Genomic DNA, 18,491 nt, shown 5'->3' with positions numbered 1-18,491 from the left:
CAGTGAGCGCCGCTGGAGCCATTGCTGCCGAAGGGCGTCAGGCGTGGTCGGCCGCCCGTTCACGCGAGGCGGGACGCGCCCTGGGCCGCGTCCGGTGGGTCTCAGTACCAGAACGCCTTGAGGACGGCCTGATCTGCGTCAGCAGCCGCTCCGTAGAAGGCGACGAGACCTCCGTGGTGGCTCAGGAAAATCTCTCGAACGAACGCTGGGTCTCCTCCCTGGTTCGCAGAGATCGCCGCGCCGGACGCAAGCCAGAGCGCGTCGAAGGAGGCCTCGTTCAAGAACGCGGCCGCTGCCCCGACCTGCTCGGTCGGCATGATCAGGAACGGGGGACCGTCGTCACGCAAGACCGGTTCGCCGCCGAAGACCGGCAGTCCGCTCGGGCTCCCGGGGCCTGCGGGGCAGTCCGGGGCGCCGGTGTAGAGCCGGTTCACCTCCGCGAAGTCCTTCTCGATCGCGTTCGCGATCCCCGCCGCGCACTCCTCCCGACGGCGGTCCCAGGCCGCCAGCATGAAGGCCTCGATCCACGCAGGGTCGCGGCGGATTTCCGCCGCTGGGGCGGCCCGAACGTGCAGGTGGAAGCTCACTGGGTCCGCCTTCGAGAGTCATGATCTGATCCGACGCCCGGAAAGGTATCGAAGAGCCCTGACACCCGGGCCCATCCGCTCGGAAAACTCGTCGAATTGGTCTCCCGGCCGCAGGTGAGGTTGGCCCCTTCCCGGCCTTTGACGGGTGGTTGGGCGGACGCGGAGGCGGGTACCGGGGCGGGGGCCTGCCGATGTTCTCCCGGGTCCACGACAGCCCGTTCCAGCTGTCGCCATATGCCGTGTGACCTGGTCTTTTGTCATCCGCGCTCCTATGATCGACAGGTCGAAAGGGGGGTCGGATGGACCGGACCGTACGCACCGTCGAGGACGTTCTCGCGCTCTTGGACGGGCTCTTCGCATCTGAATCCGAGGCCGGTCGCTTGGCGACCGGCGACGGCAGGGGCTTCTGGGACCGGTTCTATGCCGACCGGTCACGGCCGGTCCCGTTCTTCGTGGCGAAGCCGGACGAGAACCTGGCCAGCTACCTCGAGCAGGGGCTGATCACGCCCGGCCGGGCCCTGGACCTGGGATGTGGGCCGGGCCGCAATGCCGTGTACCTCGCAGCGCACGGTTTCGAGGTGGACGCCGTCGACCTCTCTCCGGTGGCCGTCGCCTGGGGTGAGGACCGGGCGCACGAGGCGGGAGTCGACGTCCGGTACCTGTGCGGTGACGCTTTCGCCTTTTCCGCCGCCGAGTTGAGTGGTCCGTACGACCTGGTCGTCGACTCGGGGTGCTTCCATCACCTGCCGCCGCACCGCCGCGTCAGCTACCTGGCCCTCCTCGACCGAGTCCTCGCCCCTGGCGGCTGTCTCGCGCTCACCAGCTTCGCCGCCGGCGAGGGGGGAACGGGGTCGGAGCTCACGGACGCGGACCTCTACCGTGAACGCGAGCTCCAGGGCGGCCTCGCCTACACCCCCGAAGCGCTGCGCTGGATCTTCTCCGACCTGGTGGAGGTGGAATTGCGCCGCATGCGGGAGGAACCCCCCGAGTCGGCACTGTTCGGTGTGACGTTCCTGTGGGCCGCGTTGTTCCGTCGGAGCGGGACAACCCGGCGTTGAGCTACACCTTCCTGCGGTGCATCCACTTGTGCCAGGCGCGGGCTTCCGGGCTGTGGCCGTTGCGCCGGAAGGCCTCCATCATCGGGACGTTGAGGACGTCGGTGTCCGAGAGCATCCCGGTGAAGCCCCGTTCGCGCGCCGTGCGGTTGGCCAGTCGCAGCAGTTGGTCGACGTAGCCCCGGCCGCGATGGTCCGGGGCGACGGCGATGTAGGTGATCGTGCCGACGCCTTCGTCGAACTCACCGACGGAGACCAGGCCCACGGCCTGCCCCTCGGTGTCCTCGGCGAGCAGCCACGTGGAGTCGTCGCAGGCCGCCAGGAACGCGGCCGACCAGGCGGACGGGCCCATGGAGGCCATCGCGTCGGCGTCGATCCGGTCCAGGGTGTCGGCCGAGCAGGTCTCGATCAGCCGGGCGAATCTCTCGCTGCCGACCTGCGCAAGGGTGCGGGCGGTGATCCGGTCGGGCTCGGGCAGTTCCCGGCCTTCGTCGCGCCACCAGAAGCCCTCCTTCTCCTGCCACGGTTCGAAGCCGCAGGACTCGAAGAGGGCGATGCGTTCGGCCGGGTCCGGATGGACTTCCGCGTTGGTCGCGGCGTTGAGCACGGTGCCGGGCCGCGCCGACGCCGTCGCCGCCTCCACGATCATGGCGGCGGCGTCGACGCGGCCCGGCTGCCAGCGGACGTTGACCAGCCGGCCGGTCTCGTCGCCCATCCACGACTTCGCCATCAGGTCGCCGGTCGCCACCTCCACGTCGCCGTCCACGGCGACGAAGGGGATTCTCGGGCCCAGCGGATGGCCGTCGAGGAGGTCGTCGAGACGGGTGACGGTGGTCAAGGGCTGTCCTTGCGGTTCGGGGGACTCGTCAGCGGCGAGCGTACCGGTCTGCGGTTCCGGTCCGCGGGTCCGGTTCGCCGTGTGGCCGCATTCACCAAGGGGGAGTGGGAAGTTGGCTGGCAGTTACAAGCCAGTACAGCCGATTCGGCGGGTATCTGCGGTCCGGCTCGGGTAGGACGGATCAGGTGGAACCCCGGAGAGGAAAGGGGAGAGGCGCCGACGGGGTGGCGTCGCCTGGAGGACCGCCCAGGGGAGCGGCAGGCGAGCCGTACGGATCACCAATGGTCTACCCGCACGTCGCACAACAGGATTTCAGCGCTCCGCCTCCTCGAGAAAGGACCGCACGATGTCCAAGGGCTTGTCGCGCCGCGTGATCGCGGCGAAGGTGCTGGCGATCGGCGCCGTCATGGTGATGGCCGCCTCGGGCACCGCCTATGCGAACAGCGTCAGCGTGACCGTGAAGACCCCGGGCGCAACGGCCGGACCCGCCTCCACCTTCTCGGAGATCTCCACCCATGCCGACTGCGCCAGCGGGCTGATCTCCGGCGGTGGCATCGACCAGGCCATCGGCACCGGGACGTCCTCCAACGGGAACCACGTCAACGGCACCGAGCCCAGCCCCGACGGCTCCACCGAGTACACCGGCTCCACCGGCGTCGTCGGCACCGACGTCACCCACTGGCTGGGCATCGGTGGCAGCGGTGGCGCGGTGAACGCCTCCTTCTCCAGCACGCCGTACGCGGTGTGCTTCGGCAGCAGCCTGATCAACCACACCCAGGTGGTGATGAACAAGATCTCCGGTCCGAGCTCGGCCGCCACCGTGGGCCTGGTCATAGCGACCTGCCCGTCCGGCACCCGACTGCTGGGCGGCGGCGCGCGGACCACCCCCGCCTCCGTGGGCAGCATCAAGCCGATCGCCAGCTACCCGACCTTCGACGACGCCGGCCACGACTACGGGCAGAAGGCCGCGGCCGACGGCTCGACCAACCCCGACTCCTGGGCCGCGGTCGGCTGGAACGGCGGTGGCGGCGGCACCGGCAACGAGACCTACGCGTACGCGATCTGCAGCGGCAGTGGCATCAACGTCAGTGGGGTCACCGTGACGGTGCGCAACAGCGAGGCGAGCGGTCCCAACTCGGCGACCACCGGCCAGACGGTGACCGTCGGCTGCGGCGCCAACGACGGCAAGCTCGTCAGCGGCGGCGCGGCGATCAGCAGTGGCAACGTCACCACCACCGACTTCACCGGCCCGGGCTCCGGCGGCGACCACCTGAACGGCAGCTTCCCCAGCGACTCCGGTGGCAACCCGGTCAGCGACGGGACCACGACCGCGTCGTACTGGACGGCCTACACCCACACCGGCGGCGCCGGGTCCTCGTCCAACTACTCCGACGCGTGGGCGCTCTGCGCCAACGACGGCGTCTGATCCGCCACGTCACCCCTGCACCGACTCCCTATCGCAACCGCGGGCAGGACGGCGGTCATGCCGTCCTGCCCGCGGGTTCCCCGCCCCCCGATCGGGCCGCCCATCGCGCCCGGAGAGGCAGCGTCAGTTCCCATGCGCAGACCCGTCACCACACACTCGCACCCGTTCGGCTCCGCCCTGACCGCGCAGGCCGTCGCCGTCGGCCTGCTCGCGGCGGCGCTCGTCCCGGTCGCGGCGACCGCCGCCGCGGCCGACCCCGCTTCGGCCTCGCCCTGCGGAAGCGGCGGGCTTCTCGCAGTCGGCACGGCCGGCACGCCGAGTTGCACCTACTCCGCCACCGGCACGGACACCTTCACCGTGCCCGACGGCGTCACCGCCGTCACCGTCGACCTGTTCGGGGCCGAGGGCGGCAGCGCGGCCGGGTTCGTGATGCCCAATCCGCCGAACGACGGCGCGGCCGGCGGCCTGGGCGGCGAGTCGCTGGCCACCCTGGCGGTGACCCCGGGTCAGGTCCTGCAGATCACGGTCGGAGCCGCCGGCATCCCCGGCAGCTCGCGGCACGGCGAGTTCGCCCGCCCCGGGGGCTTCGGCCACGGTTCGGGCGGGGGTGGGGCGCACGGCGGCGGCGGCTCCGGCGGCGGCGCCTCCGACGTCCGGGTCGGGGCGTTCGGCGCGGCCGACCGGGTGCTGGTCGCGGGCGGTGGCGGCGGCGCGGGCAACGGTGGTCCGCTGCTGCTCGGCGGCGCGGGCGGCGGACCGGTCGGCGCCTCCGGCGGCCAGGGCGGCGGGCCGGACGGATCCGGGGTCGCCGGCGACGGCGGAACCCAGACCGCCCCCGGCGCGGGCAGCCCCAACTCCGTGCTCGGCGGCCCCGGCGCGCCCGGCGGCGACTACGACGCATGGACCGGCCTGTACAACCCGGGCAGCGGCGGCTCGGGCGGCAACGGCGCCCGGGGCGGCAACGGTGGCGGCGGTGGAGGCGGCGGGTACTTCGGCGGCGCGGGCGGCTCCGGCGGCGGCAACCCCGGCGACCTGTACGGCGCGGGCGGAGGCGGCGGCAGCAGCTTCGCCGCGCCGACGGACACCGGCGTCTCCCTGCTCCAGGGCGTCCGGCAGGGCGACGGCCGAGCCGTCGTCTCCTTCCGCTACGGGACCACGACCACGCTGACCGCGGACACGGCGACGCCGCTCTTCGGGCATCCCGTCACCCTCACCGCGAGTGTCGCCCCGGCGAACCCCGCGGGCGGCACCCCGAGCGGGACGGTCACCTTCTCCGACGGCGCCACCACGCTGGCCACCGTGCCACTGACCGGCGGTCAGGCCTCCCTCGCCACGGCCGGGTTCCAGCCGGGAACGCACCCGATCACGGCGACCTACGGGGGCGACCCGGTCTTCACCCCGGGCGGGACCGCCGCCCCGACCGGCGTCACGGTCGGATTCAGCGAACCGTGCCTCACCTCCGCGCACCACGGCCCGCTGACGGTCGACGCGGGCCGCTCGCTCTGCATCGCCGCCGGCGGCAGCCAGAACGGTCCCGTCTCCGTCCGTCCCGGCGGGGCGCTGGCCGTCCTCGGCGCCCAGATCCACGGCCCGCTGACGGCCGGCGGCTCGCTCGCCCTCACCGTCTGCGGCTCCACCGTGGACGGTCCGTTCGCCGTGAACGGCACCACCGGCGAGGTCCTGCTCGGAGCCGCCGACGCCGCCGACGGCTGCGCGGGCAACGCGATCCACGGCCCGGTGACGCTGACCGGCAACACCGGCGGCGTCGAGCTGTCGGGCGACACCGTCGCGGGTCCGCTGCAGTGTGCGGGCAACGACCCCGCACCCGTGCAGTCCGACGACACCACGGCCGGGCCCCGTTCCGGCCAGTGCCGCTGAGGCGTGGCCACGAGGGGCCTCTCGTCCGCGTGGCCGGATCGCCGAGAGCGTCCGGCGGGGCCGATCGAGGGGCGCCTCCCGGCGTGCGACCGGGGGCTCCTGCGGCTGAGCGCGCCGCGTCCGCGGTCCGACCCGGAACGATCAAGCCGGTCGGTCCCGGCCGACGCGCTCAGCCCACCGGGCTGGTGACGGCGAGGAGTCGGGCGCAGCGGTCGGCCATGGTGCGCGCCGGCTGTTCGGGGTGGCGGGCCCACCAACGGACCATGCCGGTGACCAGGCCCCACCAGCCCTGACGCAGCGCCGCCGACTCCGCGGTGTCCTCGTCCGCGCCCGGGTGGACGAGGCCCGCGGTGCAGGCGGACGCGACGCGGTCGATCGCCACGCGGCAGCGGCCCACCGCGGGGACCAGGCTGCCCGCGCCCTGCTGGAGGGCGTCGGAGAGGAGCAGCCAGGTCTCGCGCCTGCGCTCGAGCAGGGTGAACAGGTTGTGCAGGGCCGCCTCGGGGTCCCCGTCCGCGGAGGCGCGGACGAGGGTGGACTCGAGGTCCGCCAGCAGCTCCTCGCCGGCCCAGGCCAGGCAGGCGAGATGCAGGTCACGCTTGCAACCGAAGTAGTGATGGACCAAGGTTTTCGTCACACCGACCCGCGCGCCGACGGCGGCGACCGAGGCGGCGTCGTAACCGTGCAGCCCGAACTGCTCCACGGCCGCCGCGAGGATCTGCTGCTCGCGGCGGGGGCGCGGCACGCGTCGGGTGCTTGTGTACCCAAGAGACTCACTTGGCGTGTTCATGCCACTATGACTACTACAGGGTAACTTGTCCGCGCATCCACTCCTTGCAGTGGCCACCCGCCTGTCCGTATGCCGGACGTTTCAGGTCCGGATCAGGGAGCCGCGGCGAGCTCGGCCGCCGCCTTCTCCATCAACTCCCTGGCCAGCGCGTTGAGCACCCGCGCCGCGGCCAGCTCCTCGCCCACCCGCTGCTGGCCGGGATCGCTCGGATGCCGCGTCGCATGCGCGTGCGCGCGCAGTTCCGTGCCGTCCGGAAGCCTGAGCAGCGCGGCCGCGCGCGTCCTCTTGTCGACCTCTTCGAACTCCACCTCGACGTGCCAGCCGACGATCGTCTGCATCACGTCCACCTCCTGCCGACCCCGCGACTCCAGCCTGCCCCCGCACCGACGGCGGGGCATCCCGAAGCCGCCACCCCGCTCGGGCCTCCGCCCCCGCTCAGGAGAGCTGGCGCCGGACCAGTGCGTGGAACGGGCCTGCGGTGTCGGCGAGGAGTTCGGCGGGCGGGCCCTGCTGGGCGACGCGGCCGGCGGACATCACGATCACCCGGTCCGCGTCCAGCACCGTGGAGAGCCGGTGGGCGATCACCACGCGGGTCGCGCGCAGAGCGCGGGTGCTCTCGATGACGACGCGTTGGGTCTCGTTGTCCAAGGCGCTGGTGGCCTCGTCGAACAGCAGGATGCCGGGGCGGCGGATCAGTGCCTGGGCGATCATCAGCCGCTGGCGCTGGCCGCCCGACACGGTGCCGCCGCCGTCGGAGAGCACGGTGTGCATCCCCATCGGCATGGCCTCGATGTCCGCGGCGAGGCCCGCCATCGCGGCCGCCTGCCAGGCCTCCTCGACGGTGTGGCCGCCGGTGCCGCGGATGCAGTCCAGGATCGAACCGGTGAAGGGCTGGGCGTTCTGCAGCACGACGCCGCACTGACGCCGGACCGCCGCCAGGTCCAGGGAGGCGAGGTCCTGGCCGTCGAAGAGCACGCTGCCCGAGGTCGGCCGGTCGAAGCCGATCAGCATCCGCAGCAGCGTCGACTTGCCGCAGCCGCTGGCGCCGACGATGGCGACGAACTCGCCCGGCTCGATGCGGAACGAGACGTCGTCCAGCACCAGCGGGCCGCCGTCCGTGTAGCGGTAGGACAGCTGCCTGGCCTCGATCGCGCCCGCGAGCCTGCCCGGCGCGGCGCTGCCGCTCCGCACCTCGGGGACCTCCGCGAGGACCGGACTGATCTGCTCGAAGAGCGGCAGCGTGGACGCCGCCGACAGCAGCGAGCCGGTCAGCTGGGTCACCGAGGTCAGCACCATCGTCACGGAGGTGCTGAAGGTGAGGAAGTCGCTCGCCGACATGCTGCCGCGGGCCGGACCGGACAGCAGCACGAACATGACGAGCATGCAGCACGGCAGGTAGACCGAGTTGAGCACGGTGATCAGGTTCTTGATCCGGCCCACCCGCCGCTGCAGTTCACGGCTCCGGGCGAACTCGCGGGCCCACGCCGCGTAGGCGAAGTCCTCCGCCGCCGCGACGCGCAGCTTCGGCAGTCCGCGCAGGGTCTGGAACGCCTGGTTGTTCAGCTTGTTGTCGAGCGCGGTCAGCTTGCGTTGCCAGCGGGACTGCCACAGACCCAGACCGAGGAAGACCGCCCCGACCAGCGCCAGCATGCCGATCGCGGCCAGCGCCAGCGGGACGCTGTACCAGAGCAGCAGACCGAGGTTGACCAGGCCGACCGTGCCGGCCTGCACCACCACCGAGCTGATGCCGGACAGAACCCGGCGGATGGCGCTGATGCCCATCGCGGCGGAGGCCAGCTCCCCGGTCGACCGTTCCGCGAAGAACGGCGTCGGCAGGCGCAACAGCCGGTCCCAGACCGCGGGTTGCAGGCCTGCTTCGACACGTCCCTCCAGCCGCAGGATCGCGATGTTCTCCATCAGCATGAAGGCGGCCGCGACCAGAGCGGTCACGGCGATCGCCACCGAGGTCCGGACGATGAGCCCGTTCTCGGCGTTCGGCACGTACGTGCCGAGCACCTGGCCGGTCGCGATGGGCACGAGAGTGCCGAGCAGCACCGCGACCAGACCGCTGAGCGCCATCCGCCGCAGGTCGGCCCCGGTGCCGTGGAGACTGAAGCGGAGCAGCCCGCGGCCGGAGAGCGGCCGTTCGGGGAGCGGTCGGTAGAACAGGTCGGCCCGGGGCTCGAACTGGTCCGCGTTCGCCTCGCGGATCCGGGTGCGCCGGCGGCCCGCGAGGTCCGACGACACGTACCCGCCCCGCCGCCAGAGCAGCGGGACGGGGGCTCCGGATCCCGCCCGGTGAGCCAGCAGCGGACCGGCGTCCTGCCGCCACCAGCGCCCGGTGAGCCGTACCGCCCGGGTGCGGAAACCGGAGGCGAGCGCGATCCGCTCGACCGGCGTCAGCCGGTCCTCGGCCGTGGCGCCTGCGGTGGGTGCGAGGACCTCGATCCCGGCCGCGCGGCCCACGATCCGGCAGGCGGCCAGGGTGGCCTGGTCGGGATCGGCCGCTCCCCGGGACCCGGCGCCGGGGCGCTCCTGGGTCGACCGGTCGCGGTTCGGGCGGTCGAGGGAGGCGATCAGCGCTTGGTCCGCCTGGGCGCGCACCGCGTCACCGGCCCTCAGGCCGGCCGCCGCGCGTTCCTCGTAGTCGCGTTCGAGGCGGTCGATCCACTGGTCCAGCGCCACCAGCAGCCGGCTCTGCTGGTCGACCAGCTGCCGCCAGGTCGCCGGGGCGACGAAGAGGTCCTGGGCCGTCTCCTGGCTGTAGACCCCGCCGTGGATCAGGCTGCCCGGGGTGACCGTCAGCCACTGGACGTCCTCGTCACCGAGTTCGCCGAGTTCGCCCATCCCCCCGAGCTCACCGGAACCCCCTGCGTTCGCGGACCCGCCGAGCGCGCGGGCTTCGAACAGGAGGCGCAGGCTGCGGCCGACGCCCCGGGCGAAGGCGCCCTCCAGCGGGGTCAGCAGGCCGTGGGCGCCGTAGTACGGCCACTCGGGCGCGTACTGGGGCTCGAAGAACAGCTCGCGCAACTGGATCCGGCGCAGGGCACAGCCCGCCAGCGGCCTGCCGATCACGGTGTGCCGCGGTCCGGCGGCCGGGCCGGGCAGCAGGCCGCCCGCCTCGAGGCGGCCGAGGAACTGCCAGCGGCCCTCCACCGTCGCGTCGACCGCGAACAGGTCCAGCGCGCCCGCGACGACGAGCCACACCACCTGGGGCCCCTCCAACGGCAGCCGCCGCAGGCCGGTGCAGTCGACGGGTGTGCCCAGGGCGCCGAGGGCGGCGAGCACCCCGTCCTCGGCCGGAGCCTCGGTCAGGGGCGGGACCGGTTGCTGACCGAACGTCACGTCAGTGCTCCCCGACCAGAGCGGCGTAGGGCCCTCCCGCCGCGACCAGCTCCCGGTGCCGGCCGCGCTCGACGACGAGGCCCCGGTCCAGGACCACGATCTCGTCGCTGTCGCGCACGGTGCTCAGCCGGTGGGCGATCACCACGCAGGCGCAGCCGCGCCGCCGCAGGTTGTCGATGACCAGTTGCTCGGTCGCCGCGTCCAGCGCACTGGTCACCTCGTCCAGGACCAGCACGCTGGGCCCGCGGACCAGGGCCCGGGCGATCTCCAGGCGCTGCCGCTGACCGCCGGAGAAGTTGCGGCCGTCCTGCTCCACCCGGCCGTGGATGCCGCCGGGTCGTCGCGCGACCACGTCGAGGACCGCCGCGTCGCGCAGCGCCGCGGTCACCGCCTCGTCGGGGACGGAGGGGTCCCAGAGCGCGACGTTGTCGCGGACGGTGCCCTCGAAGAGGAAGATCTCCTGGTCGACCGAGGCCACCGAGGCGGCCAGCGAGCCGCGCGGGATCTCCGGCAGCCGTCGTCCGTCGATGCTGATCTCGCCCTCCCAGGGCTGGTACAGGCCGGAGATCAGCCGGGCCACCGTGGACTTCCCGCTGCCGGACCCGCCGACCAGCGCCACCTGACGGCCGGGGCCGACGTCCAGCGAGAAGCCGCGGAGCAGTGGTTCGTCCAGCGCGCTGTACCCGAAGGTCACGTCGCGCAGCTCCACATGACCGCTCAGCCGCCGCGCGCCGGTGTCGGGCCCGGACCGGCCGAGCCGCGGGTCGGCGGGGAAGCTCTCCACGTCCCTGAGCCTGGCCATGTCGGCCGCGAAGTCCTGGATCCGGCCGGCGGCCCCGTTCAGCCGCGCCACGGGAGCGGTGAAGCCCGCCACCAGCGCCTGGAAGGCGACCAGCAGGCCGACGGAGATCCCGCCTTCCACCGCTCGCAGCCCTCCGATCAGCAGGATCAGGGCGCTGTTGAGCGCGGCGAGGGTCGGCGCGACGACGGCCAGAGCGGCGCTGGGCACGCCGAGGCGCTGCTCCCCGTTCAGGGTGACCGCGTGCTGCCCGGCCCAGCGGCGGAAGTACCCGGTCTCGCCGCCGGTCGCCTTCATGGTCTCGATCAACTGCAGCCCGCTGTACGAGGTGTTGGTCAACCTGGCGCTGTCGGCGCGGAGCTTCTGCACGCCGGTGCCCCTGACCCGTACGACCAGCCGCAGCGCCGCCACGTTGAGCAGCGCGACGCCGACGCCGAGGAGGGTCAGCTGCGGGTCGTAGTTCCACAGCAGGACCGCGTAGAGGACGACGACCACGGCGTCGACGCCCGCCGCGGCGAGGTCCCTGGCCAGTGCCTCGGCCACGGCGTCGTTGGACCGCAGCCGCTGGACCAGGTCGGCCGGGTTGCGCTGGGCGAAGAAGGAGACCGGCAACCTGAGCAGGTGCCGCAGGAAGCGGGCGCTGCTCAGGGTGGACGAGATCATCCGCGCGCGCAGCAGGTTCGCCTGCTGCACGGCGGTCAGCACGGCGGTCAACAGCAGCATGGCCGCCATCGACGCGAACAGCACCGGCAGCAGGGAGGTCCGGCCGCCGATCAGGAACGAGTCGATCCAGGTGCGGCTCAGCGCCGGCACCACGGCTCCGACGCAGACCAGCAGCAGGCTGGCGAGGACGAGGGCCCGGGTCGCGCCGCCGGTGCCGCGCAGCCTGGAGGGCAGCGCGCTCAGCACGCTCGGCCGTCTGCCCCCGGTGCGGAACCCCGGGCCGGGTTCGAAGGTCAGCACCACGCCGGTGAAACTCGCGTCGAAATCCGCCTCGTCCACGAAACGGCGGCCGCAGGCGGGGTCGTTGAGGTGCGCCCCGCGTCGGCCGAGGCGGCGTCCCATCCCCTCGTAGACGACGAAGTGGTTGAACTCCCAGAAGAGCACGGCGGGCGTGCGCACCTCCGTGGCCAGCGCGGTGGGCTCCATCTGCATGCCCTTGGCCGTCAGGCCGTAGCCGCGCGCCGCCTTCAGCACGTTGCCGGCACGGGAGCCGTCGCGGGAGACGCCGCAGGCGGTCCGCAGCTCCTCCAGCGGGACGTGCCGGCCGTGGTGTCCCAGCACCATGGCCAGGGCCGCGGCGCCGCACTCCACGGCCTCCATCTGGAGGACCGTGGCGGTCCTGACGGTCTTCTGTCGCTTCGTCCGGTTCTTCGGGCGCCGACGCGTTCCGGCGCCTGGCGGTGGGCCGCCGTGCCGCGCGGTGGTGCGGGGGCTCACGGCAGGATCCAGGAGACCGGGTGCTCCGTGGCCACCTGGACGGCGGCGCTCACCAGCACCTCGGACCGCAGTGGGTACGGCGGTCCCTGCGTGGAGGACCAGACGTATCCGGATCTGGTCCGGCCGGACCGCTCCAGGCCGACGACGACCGCGACCGGTTCGCCCTCCGCGCTGAACTGCCGGCCGAGTTCCGCACTGCCGAGGAAGCCGGTGATCTGCTGCTCCGTCTGGGGGCCGGTCCCCACCGCCAGGACCCGCCCGCGCAGGACGCCGTACTGCTGCGCGGGCACGGACTGCACGGTGACGTCCACCGTCGCGCCGACCGGGATCGACGCGGCGGTGCCGGCCGGCGTGTAGAGCACCGCCACCAGCGGCTCCGCGGGGCTGGAGACGCGTTCCACCGTCGCCAGAGCCGAGCCGGTCTCGACGACCGTGCCGAGCCCGGCCGCGAGCGCGGTCAGGCGTCCGGCCGCCACCGTCCGTACGGTCTGCACCTTCTGACCCTGGCCCGGCCGCACCTCGAGCAACGGGCTCCCTTCGGCCAGCGTGTCGCCCGCGCCGGCGAAGACGGCGACCACCTGCCCGGCGACGGGGCTCTGCAGGGTGTAGTCGCCCCCCGCGTGGATCAGGACCCCGGGTACGCTCAGCTTCGAGGCGACCGTTCCGGCGACCGCCCAGAAGCACGCGGCCGCGACCACGGCGGCCGTGACGGCCAGCACGAGGCGGCCCTGCGGCCGGGCCAGATGGGCGGGCACGTCGAGATCGTCGGCCGACTGCTGTTTGGCGAGCGCCTGCTGCCGGAACTGCACGGAGGTTTTCCTCGATCTGTTCGACGCTGATTCCGCAGAATTGCGGCAGGGCGTGACGCGGGCCCCGGAATAGTGATCCGGGGCCCGGTCGATCACATCTCCGCGCGGTGGCGGATATCCCGGTCAGAGACCCGAGACGATGCCCGTCAGGCTGTTGACCGGGGCGGTGAGGCCGGTCAGGCCGGTGGCGGTGTTCAGCAGGCCGCCGACCGGGACCGCGGAGCCGACGGCGCCCAGGGTGTCCGAGAGGCCGGTCACGCCGATGCCGCCGCCGAGGCGGACGCCGCCGGCCAGGCCGATGCCGCCGGCCACGCCGTCCAGGTCCGTGTCGTCGATCTCGCGGGTCTCGACCTGGGGCGTGAAGTCGCTGCGCACGATTCTTTTTCCTCTCAAGGCTCTGAGTAATTCGAGTACCGGGAACCGGTGGCTGCGGTTCCCTTTCTTGACATGATCCAAGCATGTAATCCGGATATATGTCCAATCTCGCTGATGCGGTTTTTATGTGAACATTCCCGGCGTTTTACGGGTGCGATATGCGGCGGCTCGGTCGGAAAAATGGGGCTTCTGTGAACGACGTGGCGCAGATGCGTGCGCGGCGTAGCGCTCCGGCGCAAGCGGGGCTCCGCGGCGCGGCACTTGTGTGCCCCACGCGAAGGCGGAGGAGAAGAAGTGGGGAGCGGCCCACCTGGGGACGGTCTGTGAAGGTTGCGTGATCTTGCATAACGATGCAGCTCAGAGGCGGCAACCGAACTTGTCGGTGACGGAACGGGCACTCTATGTTCCGGTGTCGTGCTCACCTCACCATTGATCAGTGTCATCGTCATCGCCCATGACCGGCAGGGAGGCCTGGAGGGCTGCCTGCAGTCGATCCTGTGCCAGTCCTTCAAGGACGTGGAGGTCGTCGTCGTCGCGGACGAGTCCCCCGAATGCCGTCCGGCGGTCGTCGAGGCCTTCGCCCGGAGCGACGAGCGGGTCTCGCTCGTCCGGCTGGACGGGGTCGTCGGCGTCGGCCGGGTCAGGAACGCCGGGGCCGACCGGGCGACCGGCCGGTACCTGCTCTTCCTCGACACCGACCACATCCTCTGGGACGGCACCCTGCAGGCGATGGCCGACCGGCTGCGGACCTGCGACGAACCGGACGTGCTGCTGCTCGGCCACACCCGCCTGCACAAGGGCCGGTCCTGGCCGGGCGCAGCGGCCGAACTGCTCGCGGGCCTGGACTCCCGTCCCTTCGACCCCGCGGACCGGCCCGAGCTCCTCGGGGCTCCCGCCTACGTGTGGGACCGGCTGATCCGGCGGGACTTCTGGGCCGCGCAGGCGCTGAGCTTCCCCGAGGGGCTGCACGAGGAGGTCGCCGTCGTGCACCGCGCCCTGCTGGCCGCGGACCGCGTGGCCGCGCTGAAGTGGGACTGCGTGCAGATCCGCCGCAGGCACACCCAGCACCCCGCGGGATCGCCGGGCGCCACGCACTTCGACGTCTTCGACCGCTACGAGGAGAGCTTCGGCCTGCTGGGCGAGTACGCCCGTACCGAGGCCGCGCCCTTCCTGTTCACCCGGATGGTCCGTCACCACCTCTTCCTGCTCCACCTCTCGGGCTGCCTCGCGCGTTCCGAGCGCCCGCAGTTCTTCCGGCGGGCGAGCGAGCAGTACCAGCGTTTCGTGCCCGGGGGCTACGAGCGGCCCCAGGGCCGTGAGGGGGTCAAGTTCCAGCTGGTGGCAGGCGGCGGGTACGGGGCGTTCCAGAGCGCCAGGATTCCGCAGCTGGCCAGGGGCGTGCTCAGCCGTCCGTAGCGGCCGGCCCGTCCGCGCCGAGGATCTCGCTGCCGTACATCTCGCCCAGCGGGTCCGCGATCAGCTCGATGCGGGCGCCGTCGGGATCGCGGAAGTAGAGCGAGACCTCGCTGTGCACCTCGTGGGCGACACCGGCGTCGGCGACCCGCTCGCACAGTCCGCGCCAGCGCTCGGGTTCGACGGAGATGGCGACGTGGTGCAGCCCGCCCAGCACCTCGGCGTAGGGGCCCACGTCGAGGCCGGGGAAGTCGAAGAAGGCGAGCAGGTTCCCGTTGCCGAGGTCGAAGAAGAAGTGCGAGGACCCCGGGTAGTCGCGGTTCTCGATCAGTTCGACGAGCGGGAAGCCCAGCAGGTCCTGGTAGAAGCGGATGGTCTCCTCCACGTCGCTGCTGATCAGCGCGGTGTGGTGGATGCCGCGCGCGGAGGACGCCGGGCGTCGCCCCTGCGGGCGCAGATGGGCGGCGCGCAGCCGCTCGCGTTCGGCCGCGCGTGCGGCCACGGTGGCGGGATCGGGAGCGTTCATGCTGCCAGTGTGCTGCCGCGGCGGCCTCCCGGCGCTCCCGCTGCGGCCACCCTCACCCGGACGCGTAACGCGGGTCCTCCCGCCCACTCGCCCCGGGGCGTGGGCCGGAGAAGAATCGAGGGATGGGTGAGAAGTGGACGGCCGCGGACCTGCCCGACCTGACCGGGAGCACGGTCGTGGTCACCGGCGCGACCAGCGGTCTGGGCCTGATCACGTCCCGGGAGCTGGCCCGTGTCGGCGCGCACGTGGTGCTCGCCGTCAGGGACACCGCGCGCGGCGCGGAGGCCGCGCGGTCCTGCGGCGGCAGCACCGAGGTGCGCGAGCTCGACCTCGCCGACCTGGCCTCGGTGCGCCGGTTCGCCGCGGGCTGGGAGGGACCGCTCGACGTGCTGGTCAACAACGCGGGGGTGATGGCGATCCCGCAGCGCCGCACCGTCGACGGCTTCGAGATGCAGTTCGGCACCAACCACCTGGGACCGTTCGCGCTCTCCAACCTGCTGCTGCCGCAGATCACCGGCCGGGTGGTGAGCGTCGCCTCCAACGCCCACCGCAGGCCGGGCGTGGACATCGACTTCGCGGACCTCAACTCCGAGCGGGACTACAGCCCGTGGCGGGCCTACCAGCAGTCCAAGCTCGCCGACCTGCTGTTCGTCCAGGAGCTGCAGCGCCGCCTGACCCGGGCCGGCTCCGCGGTCACCGCGCACGCGGCCCACCCCGGGTACGCGGCCACCAACCTGCAGCGCGGCACCGGGAGCGCCCTGCAGCGCGCCATGATGACGGTCACCAACCGGCTGGTGGCCCAGTCCGAGTCCATGGGCGCGCTGCCCGTCCTCTACGCCGCCACCCAGGACCTGCCCGGCGGCAGCTACACGGGACCCGACGGCCGCGGCGAGCTCAAGGGCCACCCGGCCCCGGCGGTCCTCAGCGACAACGCCCGCGACCCCGAACGGGCCCGCCGCCTCTGGGAGGTCTCGGAGACCCTGACCGGGGTCGCCTTCCCGTTCCCGCTGCCGCAGCAGCAGTAGGGCCCCGCGCGGCTGCCGCTCCTGACGGTTCCGCCCGGCCGGTGGCGGCGGGCGGGGCGGTGCAGACTGGGAGACGAGCGAGAGGGCGCCGCGGTCGCCCGGGAGGTCCGGGCCGGGGGCGGCGCGCCGACGGGGCGGTGGTCATGCACGCCAGGCGGTTGTGGTCCCCCGAGCCTACGGACGCGACGGACACGAGCGCCGTCGAACAGATCCTGCGGGCCCACCAGCAGCGCGCGGTCCGGGTCCAGGCGCTGCTGCGCGTCTCCGTCGTGGTGGTGGCCTTCGCCGTGATCGGGCTGATCCAGCCGCGGGAGCACCTGTGGGCCACGGTGGCGATGACCCTGGTCTACACCGCGTGGAGCGCCGTGATGATGCTGGTCTCCTGGCGCGGGCGGGGTCGCGAGCCGCTGGCGCTGGCCGTGCCGCTGGTGGACCTGCCGCTGCTGACGCTGATCGTCGTCGTCTCCGGTGACTTCAGCGACCCGCAGTGGTCCTCGCCGTTCAGCGAGGACGCGTTCGTCTTCGTCCCGATCCTGGCCGCCTTCCAGTTGCGGCCGTGGATCACCGCCCTGTCCGGCGCCGCGGCGACGCTGACCTACGCCGCGGCCTCGGGCGTCGGGCACCTGCACGCCAACCCCGACCTGCAGTTCACCCTGGGCCACGGGCTCTTCATCGCGATGATCAGCGTGGCCGGCGTCGTGCTCTCGCTGATCCAGCAGTCCAGGGTGCGGATGATCACCGAGCTGGCCCGGCAGCGCGCCGAGCTGCTGGCCCGCACCGTCGAGGCGGGCGACCGCGAGCGCAGGGACCTCGCCGAGGCGCTGCACGACGGCCCGCTGCAGAACGTGCTGGCCGCCCGGCTGGACCTGGACGAGGCGCGCGGCGCGGAACCTGGCGGTGGCCTCGGCGAGGCCCTGGGCCGCGCGGAGGAGGCGCTGCGCGACGCCGCACGGCAGCTGCGCTCCTCCGTCACCCAGTTGCACCCCGCGGTGCTGGAGCGGGCCGGGCTGGCCCGTGCGCTGGAGGAGCTGGCCGAGCGCTCCGCCCGGCGCGGCGGCTTCGAGGTGCGGTTCAGCAGCGACGCGACCACCGCGGGCCGCGAGGCGGACCGGGTGCTCTACCAGTGCGGTCGCGAGCTGCTCGCCAACGTCGTGCGGCACGCGCGGGCCGCTCATGTCGAGGTGCTGCTGACGCTGAGCGGACCGCTCGCGGTGCTGGAGGTCAGGGACGACGGCGTCGGCCTGCGCGACGGGGCGAGCCCGCTCGGCAACCGGCTCGCGCAGGGACACATCGGCCTGGCGGCCCAGCGGGTGCGGGTCGAGGAGGCGGGCGGCACCATGGTGCTCACGGCGAACGAGCCCAGGGGGACCGCCGCCCGGATCACCCTGCCGCTGGACCGGCCGGGCCAGGACGGACGGCCCGCCGCCGCGGCCGGAGCGGGAACCCTCACGGACTCCGGCGCCGGCGTCAGCGCCGACGTCGGCGCCGGGCCTCGCGGAAACGGACGGTGAGCACGATGGGACGCACCGTCCTGGAGAACGCCAAGATCCGCGTGGTCGTGGCCGACGACCATCCGCTGTACCGGGAGGGGGTGCGCCGGGCCCTGGTGCAGAGCGGCAGGATCGACGTGGTCGCCGAGGCGGAGAACGGCCGCGAGGCGCTGGCGGCGATCAAGGAGCACCGGCCCCAGGTGGCCCTGGTCGACTACCAGATGCCCGGCCTCGACGGCATCGCCGTGGTCCACGCCGTGGTCCGCGACGAGCTGCCGACCAGGGTGCTGCTGCTGACCGCCTTCGAGGAGAGCGCGCTGGTCTTCAAGGCGGTCCAGGAGGGCGCCGCCGGCTACCTGCTCAAGGACTCCTCCAGGGACGAGATCGTCGGCGCGGTGGCGCAGGCGGCGTCCGGCGCCACCGTGCTGCCCGCCGGGCTGGCCACCGGCCTGGCCGCCGAGATCCGGATGCGCCACGAGAGCGACCAGCCGGTGCTCTCCGAGCGCGAGCGTCAGGTGCTGGAGCTGTTCGCCCAGGGCAAGAGCGTCCCCGACGTGGCCGCCGAGCTGTTCCTTGCGCCCAGCACGGTCAAGAGCCACGTCCAGCACCTGTACGCGAAACTCGGCGTCTCCGACCGTGCGGCGGCCGTCGCGGAGGCGCTCAGGCGCGGCCTGCTGGAGTAGGCCGTCCGGCGC

General features: G+C 73.0%; 16 protein-coding genes. 7 read left to right on the top strand and 9 right to left on the bottom strand.

Features of this window, described 5'->3' with window-relative positions; all coding sequences use genetic code 11:
- Positions 1–101: 101 nt before the first annotated feature.
- Positions 102–587 carry a DUF1877 family protein gene (locus tag BS83_RS32440; RefSeq protein WP_037607020.1) on the bottom strand — a complete coding sequence of 162 codons (486 nt, stop codon included), beginning with the start codon at positions 585–587 and terminating at the stop codon, positions 102–104.
- Positions 588–886: 299 nt separating this feature from the next.
- Here BS83_RS32440 and BS83_RS32435 point away from each other — a divergent pair, with 299 nt between their 5' ends.
- Entirely contained in the window at positions 887–1,645 is a 759-nt protein-coding gene (locus tag BS83_RS32435; protein WP_037607019.1) for a class I SAM-dependent methyltransferase, read from the top strand.
- A gap of 1 nt (position 1,646) precedes the next feature.
- On the opposite strand, the gene BS83_RS32430 is transcribed toward BS83_RS32435, so the two are convergent.
- Positions 1,647–2,480, bottom strand: coding sequence for a GNAT family N-acetyltransferase (locus BS83_RS32430; protein WP_037607018.1), 834 nt, complete (start codon positions 2,478–2,480; stop codon positions 1,647–1,649).
- A 346-nt stretch (positions 2,481–2,826) separates the two neighbouring features.
- Between BS83_RS32430 and BS83_RS32425 the strand changes: the two genes are divergently transcribed.
- On the top strand, positions 2,827–3,906 hold the full coding sequence (locus BS83_RS32425) for a hypothetical protein (RefSeq protein ID WP_037607017.1): 1,080 nt from the start codon (positions 2,827–2,829) through the stop codon (positions 3,904–3,906).
- Positions 3,907–4,038: 132 nt separating this feature from the next.
- On the top strand, positions 4,039–5,784 hold the full coding sequence (locus tag BS83_RS42435; RefSeq protein ID WP_051944440.1) for an Ig-like domain-containing protein: 1,746 nt from the start codon (positions 4,039–4,041) through the stop codon (positions 5,782–5,784).
- Between the two features lie 169 nt (positions 5,785–5,953).
- Here the strand turns inward: BS83_RS42435 and BS83_RS32415 are convergent, their stop codons facing one another.
- From BS83_RS32415 to BS83_RS32390, 6 genes are all read right to left on the bottom strand, one after another.
- Positions 5,954–6,529 carry a TetR/AcrR family transcriptional regulator gene (locus tag BS83_RS32415; RefSeq protein WP_051944439.1) on the bottom strand — a complete coding sequence of 192 codons (576 nt, stop codon included), beginning with the start codon at positions 6,527–6,529 and terminating at the stop codon, positions 5,954–5,956.
- 137 nt (positions 6,530–6,666) lie between these two features.
- Positions 6,667–6,912 carry a dsRBD fold-containing protein gene (locus tag BS83_RS32410; protein WP_037607015.1) on the bottom strand — a complete coding sequence of 82 codons (246 nt, stop codon included), beginning with the start codon at positions 6,910–6,912 and terminating at the stop codon, positions 6,667–6,669.
- A gap of 97 nt (positions 6,913–7,009) precedes the next feature.
- Positions 7,010–9,889: an NHLP bacteriocin export ABC transporter permease/ATPase subunit gene (locus BS83_RS32405; protein WP_037610314.1), complete on the bottom strand. Its 2,880-nt coding sequence runs from the start codon at positions 9,887–9,889 to the stop codon at positions 7,010–7,012.
- Positions 9,890–9,920: 31 nt separating this feature from the next.
- Complete coding sequence (locus tag BS83_RS32400; RefSeq protein WP_157597413.1) at positions 9,921–12,041, bottom strand: NHLP family bacteriocin export ABC transporter peptidase/permease/ATPase subunit; 2,121 nt, start codon at positions 12,039–12,041, stop codon at positions 9,921–9,923.
- 113 nt (positions 12,042–12,154) lie between these two features.
- Positions 12,155–12,967 carry an HlyD family efflux transporter periplasmic adaptor subunit gene (locus BS83_RS32395; protein ID WP_037610312.1) on the bottom strand — a complete coding sequence of 271 codons (813 nt, stop codon included), beginning with the start codon at positions 12,965–12,967 and terminating at the stop codon, positions 12,155–12,157.
- A 123-nt stretch (positions 12,968–13,090) separates the two neighbouring features.
- Positions 13,091–13,342: a hypothetical protein gene (locus BS83_RS32390; protein WP_037607014.1), complete on the bottom strand. Its 252-nt coding sequence runs from the start codon at positions 13,340–13,342 to the stop codon at positions 13,091–13,093.
- Between the two features lie 414 nt (positions 13,343–13,756).
- Between BS83_RS32390 and BS83_RS32385 the strand changes: the two genes are divergently transcribed.
- Positions 13,757–14,758: a glycosyltransferase family 2 protein gene (locus BS83_RS32385; protein WP_084714489.1), complete on the top strand. Its 1,002-nt coding sequence runs from the start codon at positions 13,757–13,759 to the stop codon at positions 14,756–14,758.
- Here BS83_RS32385 and BS83_RS32380 read toward each other — a convergent pair.
- A complete protein-coding gene (locus BS83_RS32380) occupies positions 14,745–15,281 on the bottom strand; it encodes a VOC family protein (protein ID WP_037607012.1) in 537 nt (178 codons plus the stop codon). The genes BS83_RS32385 and BS83_RS32380 overlap by 14 nt on opposite strands.
- Before the next feature lie 122 nt (positions 15,282–15,403).
- Between BS83_RS32380 and BS83_RS32375 the strand changes: the two genes are divergently transcribed.
- From BS83_RS32375 to BS83_RS32365, 3 genes are all read left to right on the top strand, one after another.
- Positions 15,404–16,306: an oxidoreductase gene (locus BS83_RS32375; protein WP_037607011.1), complete on the top strand. Its 903-nt coding sequence runs from the start codon at positions 15,404–15,406 to the stop codon at positions 16,304–16,306.
- A 143-nt stretch (positions 16,307–16,449) separates the two neighbouring features.
- A complete protein-coding gene (locus tag BS83_RS32370; RefSeq protein ID WP_157597412.1) occupies positions 16,450–17,817 on the top strand; it encodes a sensor histidine kinase in 1,368 nt (455 codons plus the stop codon).
- 5 nt (positions 17,818–17,822) lie between these two features.
- Positions 17,823–18,479: a response regulator gene (locus tag BS83_RS32365; RefSeq protein ID WP_037610309.1), complete on the top strand. Its 657-nt coding sequence runs from the start codon at positions 17,823–17,825 to the stop codon at positions 18,477–18,479.
- The last annotated feature ends 12 nt before the right edge of the window (positions 18,480–18,491 follow it).

This window comes from Streptacidiphilus rugosus AM-16 (genome assembly GCF_000744655.1).
In the GTDB taxonomy this organism is placed as follows: domain Bacteria; phylum Actinomycetota; class Actinomycetes; order Streptomycetales; family Streptomycetaceae; genus Streptacidiphilus; species Streptacidiphilus rugosus.
This window is presented reverse-complemented; position numbering and strand designations above follow the sequence as displayed.

Coding starts and splice junctions, on each gene's coding strand:
- BS83_RS32410 (WP_037607015.1), bottom strand. CDS start 6,912: ATGCAGACGATCGTCGGCTGGCACGTCGAGGTGGAGTTCGAAGAGGTC.
- BS83_RS32425 (WP_037607017.1), top strand. CDS start 2,827: ATGTCCAAGGGCTTGTCGCGCCGCGTGATCGCGGCGAAGGTGCTGGCG.
- BS83_RS32400 (WP_157597413.1), bottom strand. CDS start 12,041: ATGGAGGCCGTGGAGTGCGGCGCCGCGGCCCTGGCCATGGTGCTGGGA.
- BS83_RS32435 (WP_037607019.1), top strand. CDS start 887: ATGGACCGGACCGTACGCACCGTCGAGGACGTTCTCGCGCTCTTGGAC.
- BS83_RS32375 (WP_037607011.1), top strand. CDS start 15,404: ATGGGTGAGAAGTGGACGGCCGCGGACCTGCCCGACCTGACCGGGAGC.
- BS83_RS32365 (WP_037610309.1), top strand. CDS start 17,823: ATGGGACGCACCGTCCTGGAGAACGCCAAGATCCGCGTGGTCGTGGCC.
- BS83_RS42435 (WP_051944440.1), top strand. CDS start 4,039: ATGCGCAGACCCGTCACCACACACTCGCACCCGTTCGGCTCCGCCCTG.
- BS83_RS32370 (WP_157597412.1), top strand. CDS start 16,450: ATGCACGCCAGGCGGTTGTGGTCCCCCGAGCCTACGGACGCGACGGAC.
- BS83_RS32380 (WP_037607012.1), bottom strand. CDS start 15,281: ATGAACGCTCCCGATCCCGCCACCGTGGCCGCACGCGCGGCCGAACGC.